The following is a 19,586-nucleotide window of genomic DNA, read 5'->3' on the forward strand; positions in this document are numbered from 1 at the left end:
GTTAACCATGAAGGTTGCATGTAGCCGGGGCGTAGTCTCCATGTAGGCAAGGCGTAGTCTCCAAGCAGGCAAGGCGTAGTCTCCAAACACCCTGTTTGTCCTCCTTTTACCATAGTAATCTTTACAAGGCAGAACAGCCGTTTAAATTAAAAACTCATTTCGCTTTCAATTTCAAAAAATATATATACTTTTGTTCGTCATAAATAAACTTTTAAAAGACAGATTATGAAAAAAGAACTACTATTAATTGGTTTGTCACTGTTTTCCGTGACAACATCGGCACAACAAATCCATTCCATAATAAGTAAAAAATATGGAATAGAGCACAAAACATCTATCAAAACAAAGCAAACCAGACAAGCAGAAACAGAAAAACAAAAAGAGTATCAGAAAATGGTGGAAACACAGGTGAATACCAGCATCGCACGCCATAAACTGGAAAATATGCGCGAAACCATCGAAAGGGCAAGCGTCAACCTCCTGGACGAAGCTGTCATCGAAGGATCGGAGAGACGCACATACACCTATTCGCCCGACGGCAAACGTGACGAAGAAAAGCTATACCATTGGTACAATAATGAATGGCGGCTGGATAATGTCTATAAAAGAATATACACGTATGACGACCAACAACGCTGTACCGGACGCACTATATTAGATGATGGCAGAGAAATATCCAAAGTTACCATCAGCTATGAAGGTGGAAACACCATCTACAAATACTACAGAATAGGAGGACCCGAGCAAACATTGGTGGCCGACTATGAAAAAGGTTACGATGCAGAAAAGCGCGAAACCCTCTACAAATTATACGACGAACGAGGTATCCTGAGAGACTGGAGAGAATTCAGATATGATAATGAAGGAGATCAGGTATTCATGTTATTCTGGAACGGAGCATGGGATGAATATGGCAGCGGAACAAAGTATGAGACGGTAAAAGAAGGTTTAAAAAGCACAAGAACCTCCTACCAATGGAACGCAGAAAAAAAGGAGTGGAATGTTACAGACATCCTGACCATTATCAATAATGAAGCCAAACGCAGCTTGTCCGAAGAACGTTACGCATACAACCCCAATGATGGCACTATCATCTATGGAGAAAAAGAAACCAATGTATATGATACATACAACCGTCTCATCTCTACAGTGGCCGAGGAGTATACGAACGGAAAATTTGAATACTCATACAAAGAAGAGTATACATACTGGGGAACCGAAGCCTACGATCCCGACAGCGAAGAGGAAGACTTTGAAGGTCCGTTACTCACCTATTCTTCTTCTGACTGGGAAGACGGTGAATGGGTAGAAACTGAGTATGGAAAGATAGAACGCAATGCACAAGGGGTGGCCACAAAGGGTTACTCAAAAGAGATTGACGAAGAGTATATCAACAATCAGTATGTCTTTGTCATCAACGAAGAAGAAGGAACGTTTGACAGTAAGGGAAACCTTATTGCAAGTACAGGAACCTGCCGCTATGAGGACGGAACGTTGTTGTACAACATGAAATCTGAATATGAATATAATGCCCAAAACAAAAACATACGTTCTACTTTCTATAGAAAATACCCGGCAAATGACACCTGGATGTTGCATGAAGAAGATCGTGAGGAATACGATTCATATGGCAGAGCTACCCTGAGGTCTTATCTCTACCGGGATGATAGCAATAACTGGCAAGGATATAAATCAACATACAAGTACCAGTTTGAAACCAAAGACAATGAATATGTGGCAGAAACAGAGTATCGCATAAACAGCAACGGTGAATTCAGTACAGAACCAAGTCATTTCCGTTCTCACCTCCTGAAGGGGCAAATCAAAGAGACGATAGACCAGTACTATGAAGATGGAGTTATAGTCAATGGTAATAAACAGGAAGAAGGAACAAGCAGTATACAGATCACATTGCCCAACCCGGAACGTTATGACGATCATATCGAAATGGAAGAGGTGATGGAAAGTCCGGAGATTTCTTACCGGGCCAGTTATATCTGGGACAATGGTAACTGGTTGCTGCAAGACAAGAACGGATTCCAGCAAGAAGGCAACAACATCACCGTAACATTCCAGGTTGGTGATAGAGAGATGGAAAGAAACGTATACACCTACGATGACCAGAAAAGAATTGTTGCCTATATACAGTATCAGGATACAGAGAAGAGAACAGAAGTGGCATATAGCTACAATAATGACGGATTACTGGACAAGAAAGACGAAAACGGTATTGTCACCCTCTACATCTATTCTAAACATGAGGTGACAGGTATTGAGAAAACAACCGTGTCCGTTCTGCGAATCCAGGGACGTTCCATTACTACCGACAGCACAGAAACACTGTTGCAGGTATACTCCATTAACGGAACCCTCATTGCCAGCGGTACAGGTACGGTTACCCTGCCGGAAAGCGGAATCTACATCGTAGTTACAGACACTGTTCGCCAAAAAGTTATGATCCAATAATGTATGGACATGAATTTATTTACGATTAGACGATGTACGATGTACGATTGGGATTACTTTGTCTCTAACAGCACTGAAACAGGCTTTTAAAAGAGTAACTTCAATCGTACATCGTAAATCGTCTAATCGTAAATAAATTCATTATTATACGGATATAAGGGAATTTTGGTGCAGTTGCCCGGGCTTTTTCGGATATTATACCAGGCAATTGGTATTTTAATTACCTTTGCAAATAAAAACAGAATACATATGAAGTACTTTGAATTCACTTTTAACACTAACCCTTGTACCGAAACAGTCAACGATGTACTGGCCGCTGTCCTGGGTGAGGCAGGATTTGAAAGTTTTGTAGAGCGCGAAGGAGGATTATCAGCTTATATCCAGCAAAGCCTTTGCGATGAAGAAACAATAAAAAACGCGCTTGCTGATTTTCCTTTGCCCGATACGCAAATCACTTACAGCTATGTAGAGGCAGAGGATAAGAACTGGAACGAGGAATGGGAAAAGAACTTCTTCCAGCCAATAGTAATCGGAGACCGTTGCGTGATTCACAGTACATTCCATACAGATGTGCCCAAAGCGGAATACGATATTGTAATCAACCCACAAATGGCATTCGGCACAGGACATCATGAAACCACCAGCCTTATTATTGGCGAATTATTGGATAGCGAACTGCAAGGTAAATCACTGCTCGATATGGGATGCGGAACTTCCATACTTGCTATCCTTGCCCGCATGCGTGGTGCTGCTCCCTGCACGGCTATTGACATCGACGAGTGGTGCGTACGCAACTCCATTGAAAACATTGAACTAAACCAGGTAACGGACATCACCGTAGAACAGGGCGATGCTGCTGCATTGGCGGGTAAAGGACCGTTCGATATAGTCATTGCCAATATCAACCGCAATATTCTACTGAATGATATGAAGCAATATGTCGCCTGCATGCATCCGGGTTCGGAACTATATATGAGTGGCTTTTATGTAGATGACATCCCCGTGATCCGCGAAGAGGCAGAACGAAACGGACTGAGCTTTGTTCATTATAAAGAAAAGAACCGTTGGGCAGCTGTCAGATTAATAATGTGCTAATGTGCCAATGTGCCAATTAGCTGCGCAGTATTTGCACAAAGCTAATTGGCACATTATTTAATTGCATATTAACACATTATAAATTGGCACATTGGCATATTAGCACATTGGCACATTATTTTATCGTCATCCTCTTCAGCTCTTCCAGCGAACCGTTAAATACATTCAAGTCCACATCTTCATCAATTCCAGGCACAGTACCAACATCGGAATGCTGCCAAAAGTGCCATTTACCTTCATACTTCACAGAATCCACATAATAGTGAGCAATCCAGTAAGGATACGTATTGAAGATTGAATCATCCAGATAGCGGGTTTTAAATTTGTAAGAAGTATAAAGGATTGGTTTCACACCATAGTGCGCCTCCACCCTGTCGAGCCAGCGCTTAATATTTTGCTGCAATTCCTTCTTTGTCTTTTTCCCGGTTACCTCCACATCCAGCACCGGAGGAAGATCACCCGGAGCAAGTTTCACCGTACGAATAAAGAAATCGGCCTGCTTTAGCGGATCAGTCTTCGGAGAGAAGAAATGATAAGCTCCGCGAATAAATCCATGCTTTCCCGCTTCCGAGAAATTACGGGCAAAAGTATCATCACCATGATCTCCGCCTTCGGTAGCTTTCATAAAAACAAACTCAATAGGATAATCGGTCAGACGGCTCTGCATCAGTTCAAGCCAATCTATATCACCTTGATAATGGGAGATATCAATGCCATGTACATCATAACAACAAGGCACACAAATACCATATGCTTTCAGACCGTAACAAGGTTTCCAACGATAAGCATAAGGACGTATAAAGAAATAATAAAATGCCCCGGAAAAGATAGCAATAATAAAGATAGCAAGTACATTGCGCAACCAGGAGGGCATAGCAGTACGGGCTGTTTTTTTTGTTTTTGAGGGAGTACGACGACGGGTACTACGCGAAGCGACAGCATCCATAGGGGTACGACGCGAAGCAGCAGTAGAGGTTTTGCGAGGTATAGGTTTGCGGGAAGTAGTCATATCAGTAGTTAGAAGTCAGTAGTCAGTAGTTAGGACCTATGCAGAGTATTAGTATTTACTACTAACTTAGAATTTAGTAGCTAAAATCTAATAACTGAAATCTATGTAGCATACCAGTATCGTGTTACTAACTTAGAATTTAGCAGCCAGAATCTATACAGCATGCTAATACTGTATAGATTCCAACTACTAACTATCAGTTTCTAACTTCTTATTTAGCTTGTTCAAGCTGCAAAGTCTTGGTAGGCTGATCACAGACTTCAGTAGGACCAAAGTACTGGATAGGACCCGGATATACATAATCCGTAGTCATAGCCCACTGGTCGCGCATAGCGGCAAATGTTTTGAAAGGAGCACCATCCAGTTTCACGAGAGCTTTCTGGATAACCGGTTTCATTTCGCCATGACGACGTTCCATATTCATCATCATTGTGATAGGCACACCACCTGCAATCCATTCTTCGGCAGGAGCAGTAGTATTGCGTACAGATGACATATAACCAGTCTTACCATTAGCAATCAGCATAGAAGCTGTATAGCCCAATGAGTAGCAGTAGTCAGCATCGTAGTTTGACGGAGCAGCGCAACGACCTTCATAACCGAAGAAGTGGTGCTGTGCAGCAAACTTTCCTACATATTTACCTTCTGCCTTCCAGGTAGCCAGTTTGGTAGCAACCATTTCCGACAACAATTTCTCTGTCTCAATCAGCGATACCTGTACGTTTCCGTGCGGGTCACGATCCAGAGTAAGCTGGCGTGCAACGCCCTCGGGAAGGCTTGCATAGATAGCAGAATTTTCCGGAGAAAGTTTACGGATAATATAATCACGTTGATGAGATTTCTTAATCTGAGAGAACTCTTCTGCATTAGAAGCCAGGAAGTCGTTCAACTCAGCAATCAGGCGTTTCATAGCCGGAATGAACTCAACAAGACCTTCGGGGATAAGAACCGTACCGAAGTTATTGCCTTGTGCAGCACGATCGGCAACCACCTGTGCAATGTAGGTTACTACATCATCCAAAGACATATCTTTCGTTTCTACTTCTTCAGAAATGATACATACGTTAGGCTGAACCTGCAAAGCACATTCCAGCGCAATGTGAGAAGCCGAACGACCCATCAATTTGATAAAGTGCCAGTATTTGCGGGCAGAGTTACAGTCGCGTTGGATGTTACCAATCACTTCTGAGTAAACCTTACAAGCTGTATCAAAACCGAAAGAAGTTTCAATCATTTCGTTCTTCAGGTCACCATCGATAGTCTTCGGACAACCGATTACCTGTACACCAGTGTTCTTTGCTGCATAATATTCAGCCAGCACACAAGCGTTTGTATTAGAGTCATCACCACCAATAATAACAAGTGCTTTGATGCCCAGTTCTTTCAGGATTTCAAGCCCTTTGTCAAACTGCTCTTCCTTTTCCAGTTTCGTACGGCCGGAACCAATAATATCAAAACCTCCTGTATTACGATACTCGTCGATGATATCAGAAGTAAGCTCCATATAATTATGGTCAACCAGACCACCGGGGCCCAAGATGAAACCATACAATTTGCTATCAGCATTGAGAGCTTTGATACCATCAAACAGACCGGAGATTACGTTGTGTCCGCCCGGAGCCTGTCCACCGGAAAGGATAACACCTACATTCATAGCAGGCAGTTTAACAGCTTCTCCGGCTTCAAACTTAATCAATGGCATACCGTACGTATTGGGAAATAATTTCTTGATAGCTTCCTGATCGGCTACCGATTGAGTAGCAGCGCCTTCTACGGCTTTAACAGCCCCTTTCAGCGCTTTCGGAAGTTTGGGCTGATACGCAGCCCTTGCGATTTGCAATGCACTTTTAGTCATTTTCTTTATTTTTATTTAAAGGTGTTAGTAAGTTCGATACTAAAAAATCAAAAGCGATGCAAATTTCGTGTTTTTTTCTGAAATATGAAAGAGCATACGTAAATAATGTTAGCATACCTTTCGGTTAGAGAGACTTCCGGCTATCAACTACAAAAAATGGAAAAGGCGATAAAATGGCTTTTTTGAGGTATTAGTATAAATCATTGAGATAATACTGCAAAGTGGGACAAAAGATTTGAGCTACATTTGCACACATCATTTATGCATTTTTAATCAGGAAAAGAAACCATGAAAAACATGTATGGTCACCTTAGTAAAGGTATTTTGTTAGGGGTTCTCTGTCTGACTTCGTGCAGCAACCCCGCCCGTTCAGAACAAGAACCTCCTATGAACCGCTACAAAGCTGTATTTACTTCCATCCCGCAGGAAGTACCTACGATCAAAACACCCGATGCTCCCTTGGCAGGAAACGGAGATATAGGTATCACTATGGGCGGAGCACCGGATAGTCTGTGTTTTTACATTGGCAAAAACGATTTCTGGCGTGCATACCCTGTTTATCCGGGTGGTATTGCTCTACCAGGAGGGCTGAGCATCTCTTCCAAGAGTCTGCAAGGAGCCGGCTACTATGCAGAGCAACTACCGGGAAGCGCCGAAATCAAAGGTCGCTTCACCAAAGAAGATTTACAGGTTGAATTATCGGCATGGGTAGCAGCAACACACAATCACGTCGTCATAGAGTTGACAGCCAACGAACCTATTGAAGTCAGTCTCAACCTATGGGCGGCCCAGGGTAACACCTCCGTCACTGCACAAGGCAAAGAAGATATACACTGGGTGAGCCGTTCATTTGAGAACACTCCGTTGCTACGCTGGCCTACACACGTAATACTGGCTATGAACACTCCCGGAAGTCCCCTCCCCCATTCTGACAGGATATTGTTACAACCCGGAGAAAAGAGATGGATAACCGTCACAGCATACACCAATCACGACACACCCCAATGGAAAGACCGGGCACTCAGTGAAGCCAGAAAACTGACTCCCGCCTTATTAAAAGAACTAAAGAAAGAACATCAACAATGGTGGAGTAACTTTTGGAATGAATCCTCTGTCACCATCGGTGACGAAGAATTGGAGCGCTACTATTACATGTCCCAGTATCTGCTGGCTTGCTCTTCACGTGGCGATAAGTTTGCTCCCGGCATTTGGGGCACATTTGTTACACGCGATGAGGCTGCATGGGGAGGTGACTATCACTTGAATTATAATTATCAGGCTCCCTATTGGGCAGCATTTTCTTCCAATCACATCGACCTCACAAAGAATTTTGACCAGCCATTGCTGGATTATATGGACATGGGACGTCGGCACGCCCGTGAGCTATTGAACTGCAAAGGCATTTATTATCCGGTTGGTATCGGTCCAAAAGGACTTTGTACCTCTATGTGGCCTCTTACTCCGGACGAAATGATGCAAAAATATGCTACCCGCGAAAACACGATTGACAATGGGTATAAGTTCCTGGGACAAAAGATAAATGCAGTATTCAGTGTAGGCAATATGCTGATGAGGCACTACAGCACCTACGATGAAGCGTATGCAAAGAAGGTATATCCTTATATTATAGCCTGCGCAGACTTTTGGGAAGATTATCTGGTAATGGAGAACGGACGTTATGTGATAAAAATGGATCACTTCAACGAGGTGATGCCCAACAAGCGCAATAAAGGCGTATGGCGAAACAGGCTGGGCGATTTCAACTCAACTCTCTCGCTGGGGTTAGTGAAGATGCTTTTCAAAGGAGTAACGGACATGAGCATCTTCCTCCAAACGGATGAAAAACGACGAGAAAAATGGAATGAAATACTGACCAGACTGAGCGACTATCCTGTAGGAAAGAATGCCGAAGGAAGAATGAGCCTGAAAAGCATGGAACGCGGACCACAAAATTCGGTAGTTCGTCCGTCGGGATTAAACCGGGTTTCTATTCATGGGCTTATCCTGCCAGGAGGAGTAGCCGGTCCGGTAACCGACTCTGTATTCAATGCTATCCTGTTGGAAGACGTCAATCATTGGACAGATAGGCAATGGAATCCCGACGACTGGGGAAACACAAGCAACAATGGAATAGAAACCTGTTATCCGGGTGCAGTACGTGTAGGCTATGACGCAGAAAAGCTACTGCAACATCTTAAAAGACGTATCAGCTTCAGTGTTCATCCTAACCTGTGGATAACCCAAGGAGGTGGAGGCATAGAGACACTTGCTGCTGTGCCTTTGACTATCAACGAAATGCTGATGCAGAGCTACGAAGGAGTGATCCGTATTTTCCCTAATTGGATAATGACACAGGACGCTTCTTTCAAAGATCTGCGGGCATACGGTGCTTTCCTCGTGAGTAGTAGCCTGAAAAACGGAACAGTGGAAATGGTGGAGATTAAAAGCGAAAAAGGACGTACCTGTGTGATAGATAATCCCTGGAAGGGGAAAGAAGTCCGGATCGTACGTAATGGGAAAGACGAAGAAGTTATAGGCGGCAGCCGATTCACGATTGATACAAAGGAGGGAGAAACGGTAAAAGTGCTTCCCGCACGGGGAGGTTCGACCAGCGATGGTAGCTAAACAAGTATATTCAAATCTGTATGGGTTTGGATATATTTCACCACAGAGTAACACAGAGTTTAGATCTTTATTGAAACGCAGATGAACGCAGATTTTCGCAAAGGGAAACAAATAGATGATAAAGAAATACAGTCTTTTAATCTATCTGTGTTAATCTGCGTTTCATCAGATAAATAGTACTCTGTATTACTCTGTGGTGAGTTTCATATCTGTACGGGTTTGAATAAAACTGAAACAGCCTCTTAATTTATTTACCTTCTTCCCTTATTTGCCAACCTCCGCCAAGAGCTTTATACACTTGTACTACTGCGATTAACTCATCACGAATAGCATTACTCAAGCCTATCTGAGCATCAAAATAGCCACGTTGCGCATCGAGTACATCCAGATAATTGATAACTCCGTTAATATATTGAAGTTGCGCCAGGTCTACATAACTCTTGGAAGAACGTTCCAAATGAGCACGAAGATCATATACCTCTTTTATCTTGTTGAAGTTAACAATTGCATTTTGTGTCTCTTTAAATGCCGTCAACACCGTTTTCTCATAGCTGTGTACTTCCGCTTCATAGGCAGCCTTCTTAGCTTTCAACGCTGCACGATTCTTTCCCCAACCCAGAATAGGAGTTAGCAAAGCACCTTCCATAATACCATAAGGAGATTTCAGCAGATCGGAAAGGACTGTACTTTCGGCTCCGGCCCTACCTGTAAGAGAGATACGCGGAAACATATTCGTATACGCTACCCCCACTTTGGCGTTGGCAGCAATCAGTTTCTGCTCTGCCTGACGAATATCCGGACGACGTTCGAGCAAGGCAGAGGGTAAGCCAACAGGTAACGCATTCGGAAAATTGAATTCCTGCAACAAGCCACTACGAGCTATTTTATTAGGATACTCTCCGGCAAGAAAGGCAATATCATTCTCTTTGAGACTGATCTTACGTTCGAGATCGGGCACAAGTGTTGCCGTACGGGCAAGCTCCACCTGAGACTGGCGATAGGAAGTCTCGGATGTCAACCCACCTTCAAAACGAATACGTGCCAGACGCATCCCTTCTTCACGGGCTTTCAGAGTCTGCCGGACAATCTCAAGCTCCGTATCAAGAGCTACAAGTTCATAGTAAGCCTGTGCCACTTCGGCTACAATAGTCATACGCAAAGCACGTTGTGCCTCTATGGATTGCAAATAGTCGGCAATACTTGCCGAACGTGCCCAACGAAGGTTTCCCCAAAGGTCAAGCTCCCACGAAAAAAGTACCTGAGCCTCAAAGGTATCACTGCGTTTGAAAGCATCGCCACCATGATTCTCAAACTCACGTTCACCGGTCACCGTTCCTTTTATGTCGGGAAGAAGGGCAGCAGTTGAGATTCTTTTTTGTGCAGCCATCTCTTTTACGCGGGCAGCAGCAATTAAAAGATCTTTATTGTACTCCAGCGATTTTGATATCAACCCGCGAAGTGTAGAATCGGTATAAATCTCCCACCAGTCCATATCACCAAAACTAAGTGTATCTTGATTGCGAGCAAGGCTGTCAGGCAAGTGAAGGTCAGGGCGGGTGTAACTTTTTCCAATCTTACAAGAGGAAAAAGAGACTACAGCCAGTAATAAAATAATATATAAAAAATTTCTCTTCATATCGTAGTTAGAATTTAGAATTTGGTAGTTAGAATTTGGTAGTTAGAATTTGGTAGTTGGAATCTTTGCAGATACTCCCACGCTGCATAGATTCCAACTGCCAACTACTTACTTCTAACTACCAACTTATACACCATAACAAAGAAGAACGGTACAAGAATAATGCCCAGAACAATAGCAAAAATCATTCCGAAGAATACACCCGTACCAATAGCCTGCCGACTGGCAGAACCCGGTCCGCTTGCCAATACCATCGGGAGCATACCAAGCACAAAAGCCAGAGACGTCATCAAAATAGGACGAAAACGCAGACGGGCAGCATTGATAGCCGCTGTAACAATATCTTCGCCATCGTCTACCTGTACTTTGGCAAACTCCACAATAAGGATAGCATTCTTAGCTGCCAACCCTACCAACATTACCAATCCTATCTGAAAATATACATCATTTTCCAATCCGCAGATCCATACCCCCAGGTAAGCACCTAACGCAGCAATCGGCAAGGATAACAGTACGGCAACCGGCAAGGTCCAGCTTTCATATTGTGCAGCCAGAAACAGGAACACAAAGAGGAATACCAACGCCATCACCAACCCTGTCTGTCCACCGGCCTTCTTCTCCTGATAGGAAAGTCCACTCCATTCCAGCCCGATATTATCAGGCAAATGATCACGGGCTATCTGCTCCATAATCTCCATGGCTTGTCCGGAACTATATCCCTGTGCAGCTTCTCCGCGTATCACTGCCGTAGTAAACATATTGAAACGTTTGATACTACCGGGTCCTGTAGTGTATGAAGCATTCCCCAAAGAGGTAAGCGGTACCATAGCACCATTGGATGCTTTAACAAAGAAGAGGTTGATATTATCTTTATGCTCACGATAAGGAGCCTCTGCCTGAATATACACCTTATATATACGGTTGAACATGTTGAAGTCATTTACATATACAGAACCTGTATAGGCCTTCATGGTAGAAAACACATCCGCCAGCGGAACACCCAGCATCTTCACCTTATCACGGTCTACATCGAAATACAATTGTGGTATCTCTGACTGTAACGAAGAGGACAAGCCGGCAAGTTCTTTACTTTTTGAAGCATAGTACATCAATGTATCCGCCGCCTGAACCAGATTATCAAAGGTTGCCTCTCCACGGGCTTCCAGCTGCATCTCAAAACCTCCCGAACTACCCAGCCCCGGGATAACCGGCGGTGTAGAGAGATACACTTTACACTCGGGATACTCTTTGAGGTGTTTCTGTACCTCGGCCATGATTTTGTTTATAGTGGTTTCTTTACGTTCCTCCCACGGTTTCAGGATAACAGTCAACTCACTACGTGCCTGGTTACTACCTACACGAGGGCTGCTTCCGGTCACATTCTGTACATATGCAATGTACGGATTCTTATCAAGGAAAGAGATAGCGCGCTCGGTCACTTTACGTGTACGTTCCAGCGTAGAACCTTCGGGCAGTTCAAGCTCTATCTTAAAATACCCCTGGTCTTCTACCGGAAGGAAGCTGGTGGGAATGATACGATGTAATAAAAGAATCGCTATCAATACCATGCCGAAAGCACTTAGTACACGACGCGGATGCTTGATGACACGAGTGATAACTGCTACATATTTATTATTACCAATATTCAGCCACTCATTAATTTTACGAAATACGATGTTCTTCTTTTTGCCATTGTCCGGTTTCAGAATCAAAGAACACATGACAGGACTCAGCGTCAGAGCCACTACTGTAGATATCAGTACAGACACAGCAATGGTAATGGTAAACTGACGGTAAAGCTGCCCGGTAATGCCACTAAGGAAACTAACAGGAACAAACACGGCGCAGAGTACCAGTGAAGTCGCAATCAGAGCACTTGTCAATCCCTCCATTGCCTTCTTAGTGGCCTCGTAGGCACTCAATTTTTCTGTCTCCATGATATGTTCCACGCTCTCCACCACCACAATAGCATCATCTACCACGATACCAATGGCGAGAATCAACCCTAACAATGTAAGGATATTCAGTGAGAAGCCAAAGATCAACATAAATCCGAACGTACCAATCAACGAGATAGGTACTGCCACAATTGGAATCAATGTGGCACGCCAGCTCTGCAAAGAGAGAAATACCACTAATACCACCAGTACAAGTGCTTCAAACAATGTTTTGTACACTTCATGAATAGACTCCGAAATGTAGGTAGTCATATCAAACGGGATTTCGTAGCTCAACCCCTCAGGAAAGTTTCTGCTGATTTCTTCCATGGCCTGCTTCACGTTGTCGGCCACTTCGATGGCGTTAGCACCAGGCAGCATATAAATGCCAAGTACGGCAGCATTCTCTCCGTTGATACCACTCTCCGTATTGTAAGAAGAAGCCTCAAGTGACACACGTGCCACATCTTTCAGACGGATAATAGATCCGTTTGCATTGGCACGCACCACAATGTCTTCAAACTGACTTACTGTGGAAAGACGTCCCTGTGTAGTAATAGGGATAGTAACATCGAGCCCTTTCACCGGTTGCTGCCCAAGTACCCCGGCAGCCGACTCACGGTTCTGATCCTTCAGAGCATTCTGCAAGTCCTGCACGGTCAAACCGAAGTTTGCCAGTTTATCGGGTTCTGCCCATATCTGCATAGCATAATACCGGCTACCAATGTTCGATACACGTCCCACACCCGGAATACGACGAAGCACGTCGAGCACGTTGATCGTAGCAAAGTTACTCAAATAGATTTCGTCAAACTTCGGATCCGAAGAAGTCAGACAGAGTGTCATCAACTGACTTGGTGCCTGCTTCTCTACGGAAATACCATTTTGAATTACTTCGGCAGGCAAACGGGATTCGGCAAGTTTCACACGGTTCTGAATCTCAACGGCAGCCAAATCAGGATCAGCAGATACATCAAAAGTGACTGTAGCCGAAAAGCCTCCGGAGTTGGAACTGTTGGACTCCATGTAAAGCATACCGGGAGTACCGTTAATCTCTTGTTCAATCGGAGTAGCCACCGCCTGCGAAACAGTCAACGCACTGGCTCCCGGATAGGATGCACTGATTTTAACCACCGGTGGAGTTATCTGCGGATACTGATCCACCGGAAGCATAGTCAACCCTATGACTCCGATTATTATAATTACAATGGATATGACCGCCGAGAAAACCGGACGATCTATAAAAAAACTGACTTTCATTATTTACTCCTTTATAGCGTTATCCACTTCTTCGGCCTTATCGGCTTCTACTACCCGGACTTTCATTCCCGGATTGAGTTTGTGGAATCCTTCAACAACAATCATTTCTCCCTGTGCAAGTCCGCGTTCCACAACTACCTTGTTGCCAAACTCAGGTCCTAATTCTATGAAACGCTTCTCTACTGTTGAGTCTTTACGCATCACGTAGATATAAGCACCACCTTTCTCAATTGTTACAGCTTTGAGAGGCACCACAACAGCACCTTCCCTGACATCGAGCAATAACTTCACTTTTGTGAACTGTCCGGGTAGCAATACCTGCTTCGGATTGGGCATCTCGGCCCGGACAGAGAACGTCCCCGTCTGAGGGTCCACTTGTGGTTCGGCAAAATCCACGTAACCTTTGTATGGATAGACCGTATTATCAGCCAATGTAATAGAAATGTTGGGCTGCCAGGAACGACTGGAATCCTGCTGCCCGATATTAATATTCCGTTCTTTACTTTTCAGATAATCCAGTGCAGTCATATTAAAATCCACCAGCACTGTATCACTCTTTACGATGGTAGCCAGCAAAGACTTCGCACCCGGCCCAACCAATGTCCCGAGGTCGACGTTTCGTTCACTGATATGCCCCGAAAGTGGAGAGCGGACCAACGTATATCCCAGCTCCATCTCTGCCTGCGCCAGATCGGCTTCACTCATGGCAACCGTAGCCATTGCACTTTCATAGGCAGCTTCGGCATTATCAAGATCCAGTTGGCTGGCAGCATTCTGAGCATAAAGCGGTTTGATACGTTCAAAGTCACGCTGAGCCTTTAGGGCCTGCGCCTCATCTTTTTTCAGCTGTGCACGTGCTTTATCTGCTTTTGCCCGATACTGCTCCTGATTAATAACAAAAAGTACCTGGTTTTTATTCACATAGGTACCCTCTGCGAAAAGCATCTGTTCCAGATAACCTTCTACACGGGCACGCACTTCAACAAATTGCTGGGCACGAATACGACCTACATACTCACCATAAATCTCTACATCATCTTTTGCTGCAGCCTCTACTATCACTGTAGGTATTTCCGGTTCAGCCTTATGCGGACGTGTTAATACCCAGTAAATACCTAATATCAGAACAATGCAAACAACAGTAGCAATGGTTCTCTTTTTCTTTAGTTTCAATTCTTTCTTTGAGAGAAATAATCTCATAATCGGTTGAATTAGTTAATTTAACTTATGTTTGTTCTTAGTCTCTTGTCGTACAAGTTGCGTACCAAAACGGCAAAAACTTCATTTATCTGCTATAAACAAGCTGTTTATACTGTATATACAGTTATTGGGCATCTGTGGAATTTTACTGCAAACTGTAGAATTTATCCACAATTCCGACTTTTGGGCCACAAAAGTAGAGAAATCTGCCTAAAGCAAAACAATTTATCACGTACATTTGTATTTTATATGTTACACGTAATAAAACCATCTTAATGAAAAAACATTTATCTTTAACATTAGTTCTCCTGACGTGTCTTTTTTTGGCTTTACCTACTTCGGCACAGCAACGCAAAAAGGTAGGCGTGGTGCTAAGCGGTGGTGGTGCAAAAGGTGTTGCACACATTGGAGCATTGAAAGTGATCGAAGAAGCAGGTATCCCCATCGATTATATTGTAGGTACCAGTATGGGATCTATTATCGGAGGTTTATATTCTATCGGCTACACACCGGAGCAACTTGACAGCATGGTGAAAAAGCAAGACTGGACTTTCCTCCTCAGTGACCGGATCAAACGAAGCCAACAGACTATGTCCGAACGGGAAAAGTCGGAAACGTATGTACTCTCTCTCCCTCTAACCGGAAAGGGTTTCAAAGAGCAAGCCTCGGGAGGAGTTATCAAAGGACAAAACCTTGCTAACCTCTTCTCTGACCTCACTGTGGGATATCATGACTCTATTGATTTTAATAAAATGCCAATCCCTTTCGCTTGTGTTTCGGAAAACGTTGTGAATGGCGACGAAATAGTATTCCATAGTGGTGTACTTGCCACAGCTATGCGTGCAAGCATGGCTATTCCTGGCGTATTTACTCCTGTGCGAATAGATAGTATGGTATTAGTAGACGGTGGTATGAAAAATAACTATCCGGTAAATATAGCCAAAGCAATGGGAGCCGAAGTAATCATCGGAGTAGATGTACAGGATAAGCTGCGAACAGCAAATGAACTTAATACGGCACCTGATATTTTGTTGCAGATTATCGATCTTACTACACAAAAAAATTATGAACAAAACGTAGTAGCTACAGATGTTTATATAAAAGTAAATGTAAAAGGATATTCTGCTGCCAGCTTTACTCCCAATGCACTGGATACGCTCACCAACCGAGGTCAAGAAGCAGCACAGAAGAAATGGAGCGAGCTGTTGAAACTAAAAAAGGAAATAGGTATCCCGGCTGATTATAAACCTGTTCCTCATGGGCCTTACACTTCCTTATCTTCTTCCAGAAAGTTCTTTGTAAAAGAGATCAATTTCTCCGGTATCGAAGATGCGGATAAGAAATGGATGATGCGGAAATGCAAATTGAAAGAAGACAGCGAAATCAGTGTAGCCCAATTGGAAAAAGCACTTTCCGTATTACGGGGAAGCCAGGCATATTCCAATGTCAGCTATAAACTTACCAGTACACCGGAAGGAGACAAGCTGGACTTTCTGCTGGAAGAAAAGTATGAACGGAAAATCAACTTAGGCATTCGTTTCGACTCTGAAGAAATTGCTTCTATGCTGCTGAATGCGACTCTAAACTTAAAGACACACATCCCGTCTAAAGTATCTGTAACCGGACGTTTGGGGAAGCGTTACGCTGCCCGGGTAGATTATACCCTGGAACCGATGCAGATGAGAAACTTCAACTTCGGTTATCTCTTTGAATATAATGATATCAATATCTACAATCATGGCGACCGTGCTTATAATACCACTTATAAGTATCATTCAGGGGAATTCAGTTTCTCAGACGTATGGTATAAGAACCTGCGTTTTGCTGTAGGAGCACGGTTTGAATATTTCAAATACAAAGATTTCTTATATACCAGCCCGGAATATAATCTGAAGATAAAACCGGAACATTTCTTCAACTACTTTGCGCAGGTGCATTATAATACATTCAATAAAGGATACTTCCCCAACGAAGGGGCAGATTTTAAAGCCGGATATTCTCTTTATACGGACAACATGGCGAAGTACAAAGGACATGCTCCATTTTCAGCCCTCAACGCTTCGTGGGTGGAAGCCTTCCAATTAACCAACCGTTTTGCCTTGCTTCCCGCTATATATGGAAGGGTACTTATAGGTAGAGATATCCCCTACCCGTATACCAACGCATTGGGTGGCAACTACTTCGGACGGTTCATTTCACAACAACTGCCTTTTGCCGGAATTGATAATATCGAAATAATGAAGAACTCCGTAGTAGTCGGCGGTTTAAAACTACGTCAACGCTTATGGAGTAAGCATTATGTTAGCCTGACGGGAAACATAGCTCTGACCAACGACAACTTCTTCGATATTCTGGAAGATAAATGTATCTACGGATTCAGTTTAGGTTACGGAATAGATAGCATGTTCGGACCGCTGGAAGCTTCGCTGGGATACTCAAACCAAAGTAAGAAGGTAGGATTCTATGTGAATTTGGGATTCTACTTTTGAAAAACTATTTATTTAAATTACCGAAATGCAGAAATTCAGACAACTTATATCATAATAAACTAAAAACAAATTAAAGGAATATTCACCAGATTTATTGGAAAATTAATACATTTGTAACCTAAAATAAATCATTTATTGACAGTAGCTCATTGTGGTTACCAATATAAATATACAAGAGATGAAAAGCCAAACAAACAAACAAGTAATTTTCCAATACCTTATCGTGATATTGTGTTGTTTAAATCTGTTATACATGCATTACAACGTATTTACAGATAGAAATGATCTAGGAACTTTTCCATACATAGAAAATTTTTGTTTTACAATTATCGACTGTTGTATATTGTTTATTATTCCCTTTATAATAATAAAAAAAAGATTCTACTTATATTTTATATTGCTCATTTTTATAAATATAATATCTTTGGCAAATATCTGGTATAGTAGATATTTTTCATCCTACATACCTTTATCATTATATACAGAATTCGGTAATTTGAATGGTTTATCAGCAAATATAACAAATGTCATAGAATTACGAGATTCAATTATTCCATCATCCCTCATTACTGGAATACTGTTTTATTTATATTATAAAAAACAAATAAAATCAAGTCTTAATACCTCTCGTATTCGTCAGGCAACTATATTAGGAGGAATAGGAATTTTCCTGATTTCGATTTTAATAGGAATATCAGCTATGCGTTGGAAAGATTTGTCATGGAAATACATAACTCCCTATAATTATAATCCAGTTCAAAGTACTTTTCAATTTGGAATAGTACATAGTTATATAGTAGAGTGGAAAAGACATCACAATAAAAGCTATTCTGTAAAGGAATTAAAGGTTTTAGAGCCCTATATCACAGGAGAAACTATTAATATGGAAAAAGAGCATATTCATCAAAATTTTATATTAATTATTGTCGAATCACTACTCTCATACGCTACTAACCTAACAGTTGATAATATTGAGATTACCCCAAACTTAAATAAGTTAGTAAAAGAGGGAGCATACTATAATGATAACATGATGCCACAAATTCAAGCAGGAGAATCAATTGATGGACAGCTTATATATTTAACTGGACTACTCCCCAAAAAGCAAGGTATCACAATTAATGATTATCTGAATAATACTTTTATATCACTGCCTTCTTTATTTAAAGAAAAAGGGTTGAAAACTAAAATGATAATTCCTACATCTTCAACAATGTGGCAACAGAACAAAGTGTGCCTGAAATTTGAAATAAAATCACTGTTCGCAAGAAATAGTTACCCCAACCAGGAACAGGTTAATGGGTGGTTGACAGATCAACAATTATTTCAATATGCAGCAATGACAGACTCAACAAACAATCAGAGATTCATGTCTGTAATATTAACTTCTTCTACCCACTCACCCTATTCGCATTCTATAAAAGAGTACTCTATTAATTACCCTAACAACTATTCTAACGAATTAAAAAATTATCTTTCTAATGTCCATTATATGGATGTTTGTTTAGGAGAATATTTCCATTCCCTAAAAGTATCCGGATTATATGATAATAGTTTGATTATAATAGTCAGCGACCATCAAGCTCATGATTTTTTACTTAATGCTAATAATTTGCAAATTCCGTCTTTAATCCCTTTATATATCATCAATTCTCCCAAAGAAATAAAAAAGGATCAACATCACCCCATAAAACAATGTGATGTTTTTCCAACTATACTTGATTTAATGGGGATAGACAGTAAATGGAGGGGAGTAGGAAATAGCATTCTCATTCCAGATTCTTTTCTAAATACACCATTTCAAAGAAAAAGAGAAGAAAATATGCAAAGAATCTCTAATATTATCTTAGATAGTGATTATTTTAATCATAATCCACTAAAATAAAAGTCGTAATTTTCACATAACTAATACAGTGCCTCTTCAATCTCGTTTCTACGGATTTCTCTTTTTACTAATGTCCCAAAACGGAAATATGACTTAATCCCATACTATCTATATCTCTTTGTAAGACAT

Annotated in this window: 10 protein-coding genes; 5 read left to right on the plus strand and 5 right to left on the minus strand. The window is 42.1% G+C overall.

Annotated elements, in window-relative coordinates; translation table 11 throughout:
* The first annotated feature begins 225 nt into the window (after nt 1-225).
* The gene (locus tag VCM39_RS13915) at nt 226-2,466 is read left to right on the plus strand and encodes a hypothetical protein (RefSeq protein ID WP_322933692.1); all 2,241 of its coding nucleotides are present in this window, start codon (nt 226-228) and stop codon (nt 2,464-2,466) included.
* A 249-nt stretch (nt 2,467-2,715) separates the two neighbouring features.
* Entirely contained in the window at nt 2,716-3,561 is an 846-nt protein-coding gene (gene prmA / locus VCM39_RS13920; protein WP_002561701.1) for a 50S ribosomal protein L11 methyltransferase, read from the plus strand.
* A gap of 115 nt (nt 3,562-3,676) precedes the next feature.
* On the opposite strand, the gene VCM39_RS13925 is transcribed toward prmA, so the two are convergent.
* Both VCM39_RS13925 and VCM39_RS13930 read right to left on the minus strand, forming a co-directional pair.
* On the minus strand, nt 3,677-4,570 hold the full coding sequence (locus VCM39_RS13925; protein ID WP_122202383.1) for a glycoside hydrolase family 25 protein: 894 nt from the start codon (nt 4,568-4,570) through the stop codon (nt 3,677-3,679).
* A 211-nt stretch (nt 4,571-4,781) separates the two neighbouring features.
* A complete protein-coding gene (locus VCM39_RS13930) occupies nt 4,782-6,425 on the minus strand; it encodes a diphosphate--fructose-6-phosphate 1-phosphotransferase (protein WP_002561703.1) in 1,644 nt (547 codons plus the stop codon).
* Nucleotides 6,426-6,713: 288 nt separating this feature from the next.
* Between VCM39_RS13930 and VCM39_RS13935 the strand changes: the two genes are divergently transcribed.
* Nucleotides 6,714-9,050 (plus strand): glycosyl hydrolase family 95 catalytic domain-containing protein, encoded by a 2,337-nt coding sequence (locus tag VCM39_RS13935; protein ID WP_322933691.1) that lies wholly within the window; start codon nt 6,714-6,716, stop codon nt 9,048-9,050.
* Between the two features lie 247 nt (nt 9,051-9,297).
* Here the strand turns inward: VCM39_RS13935 and VCM39_RS13940 are convergent, their stop codons facing one another.
* The 3 genes from VCM39_RS13940 to VCM39_RS13950 all read right to left on the minus strand — a co-directional run bounded on the left by VCM39_RS13940 (nt 9,298) and on the right by VCM39_RS13950 (nt 15,083).
* Entirely contained in the window at nt 9,298-10,686 is a 1,389-nt protein-coding gene (locus tag VCM39_RS13940) for an efflux transporter outer membrane subunit (RefSeq protein WP_195349529.1), read from the minus strand.
* A gap of 104 nt (nt 10,687-10,790) precedes the next feature.
* A complete protein-coding gene (locus VCM39_RS13945) occupies nt 10,791-13,883 on the minus strand; it encodes an efflux RND transporter permease subunit (protein ID WP_195349060.1) in 3,093 nt (1,030 codons plus the stop codon).
* Nucleotides 13,884-13,886: 3 nt separating this feature from the next.
* Nucleotides 13,887-15,083 carry an efflux RND transporter periplasmic adaptor subunit gene (locus VCM39_RS13950; protein WP_221648789.1) on the minus strand — a complete coding sequence of 399 codons (1,197 nt, stop codon included), beginning with the start codon at nt 15,081-15,083 and terminating at the stop codon, nt 13,887-13,889.
* A gap of 275 nt (nt 15,084-15,358) precedes the next feature.
* Between VCM39_RS13950 and VCM39_RS13955 the strand changes: the two genes are divergently transcribed.
* Together VCM39_RS13955 and VCM39_RS13960 are read left to right on the plus strand one after the other, a co-directional pair.
* Nucleotides 15,359-17,572: a patatin-like phospholipase family protein gene (locus tag VCM39_RS13955; RefSeq protein ID WP_221648790.1), complete on the plus strand. Its 2,214-nt coding sequence runs from the start codon at nt 15,359-15,361 to the stop codon at nt 17,570-17,572.
* A 424-nt stretch (nt 17,573-17,996) separates the two neighbouring features.
* Nucleotides 17,997-19,457: an LTA synthase family protein gene (locus VCM39_RS13960; RefSeq protein ID WP_221648791.1), complete on the plus strand. Its 1,461-nt coding sequence runs from the start codon at nt 17,997-17,999 to the stop codon at nt 19,455-19,457.
* Nucleotides 19,458-19,586 lie beyond the last annotated feature (129 nt).

Source organism: Bacteroides mucinivorans, assembly GCF_034654355.2.
Classification (GTDB): domain Bacteria; phylum Bacteroidota; class Bacteroidia; order Bacteroidales; family Bacteroidaceae; genus Bacteroides; species Bacteroides nordii.

Bases quoted from the DNA above. Each gene is read 5' to 3' on its own strand.
- VCM39_RS13915 (WP_322933692.1), top strand. From the start codon at position 226: ATGAAAAAAGAACTACTATTAATTGGTTTGTCACTGTTTTCCGTGACA.
- prmA (WP_002561701.1), top strand. From the start codon at position 2,716: ATGAAGTACTTTGAATTCACTTTTAACACTAACCCTTGTACCGAAACA.
- VCM39_RS13925 (WP_122202383.1), bottom strand. From the start codon at position 4,570: ATGACTACTTCCCGCAAACCTATACCTCGCAAAACCTCTACTGCTGCT.
- VCM39_RS13930 (WP_002561703.1), bottom strand. From the start codon at position 6,425: ATGACTAAAAGTGCATTGCAAATCGCAAGGGCTGCGTATCAGCCCAAA.
- VCM39_RS13935 (WP_322933691.1), top strand. From the start codon at position 6,714: ATGAAAAACATGTATGGTCACCTTAGTAAAGGTATTTTGTTAGGGGTT.
- VCM39_RS13940 (WP_195349529.1), bottom strand. From the start codon at position 10,686: ATGAAGAGAAATTTTTTATATATTATTTTATTACTGGCTGTAGTCTCT.
- VCM39_RS13945 (WP_195349060.1), bottom strand. From the start codon at position 13,883: ATGAAAGTCAGTTTTTTTATAGATCGTCCGGTTTTCTCGGCGGTCATA.
- VCM39_RS13950 (WP_221648789.1), bottom strand. From the start codon at position 15,083: ATGAGATTATTTCTCTCAAAGAAAGAATTGAAACTAAAGAAAAAGAGA.
- VCM39_RS13955 (WP_221648790.1), top strand. From the start codon at position 15,359: ATGAAAAAACATTTATCTTTAACATTAGTTCTCCTGACGTGTCTTTTT.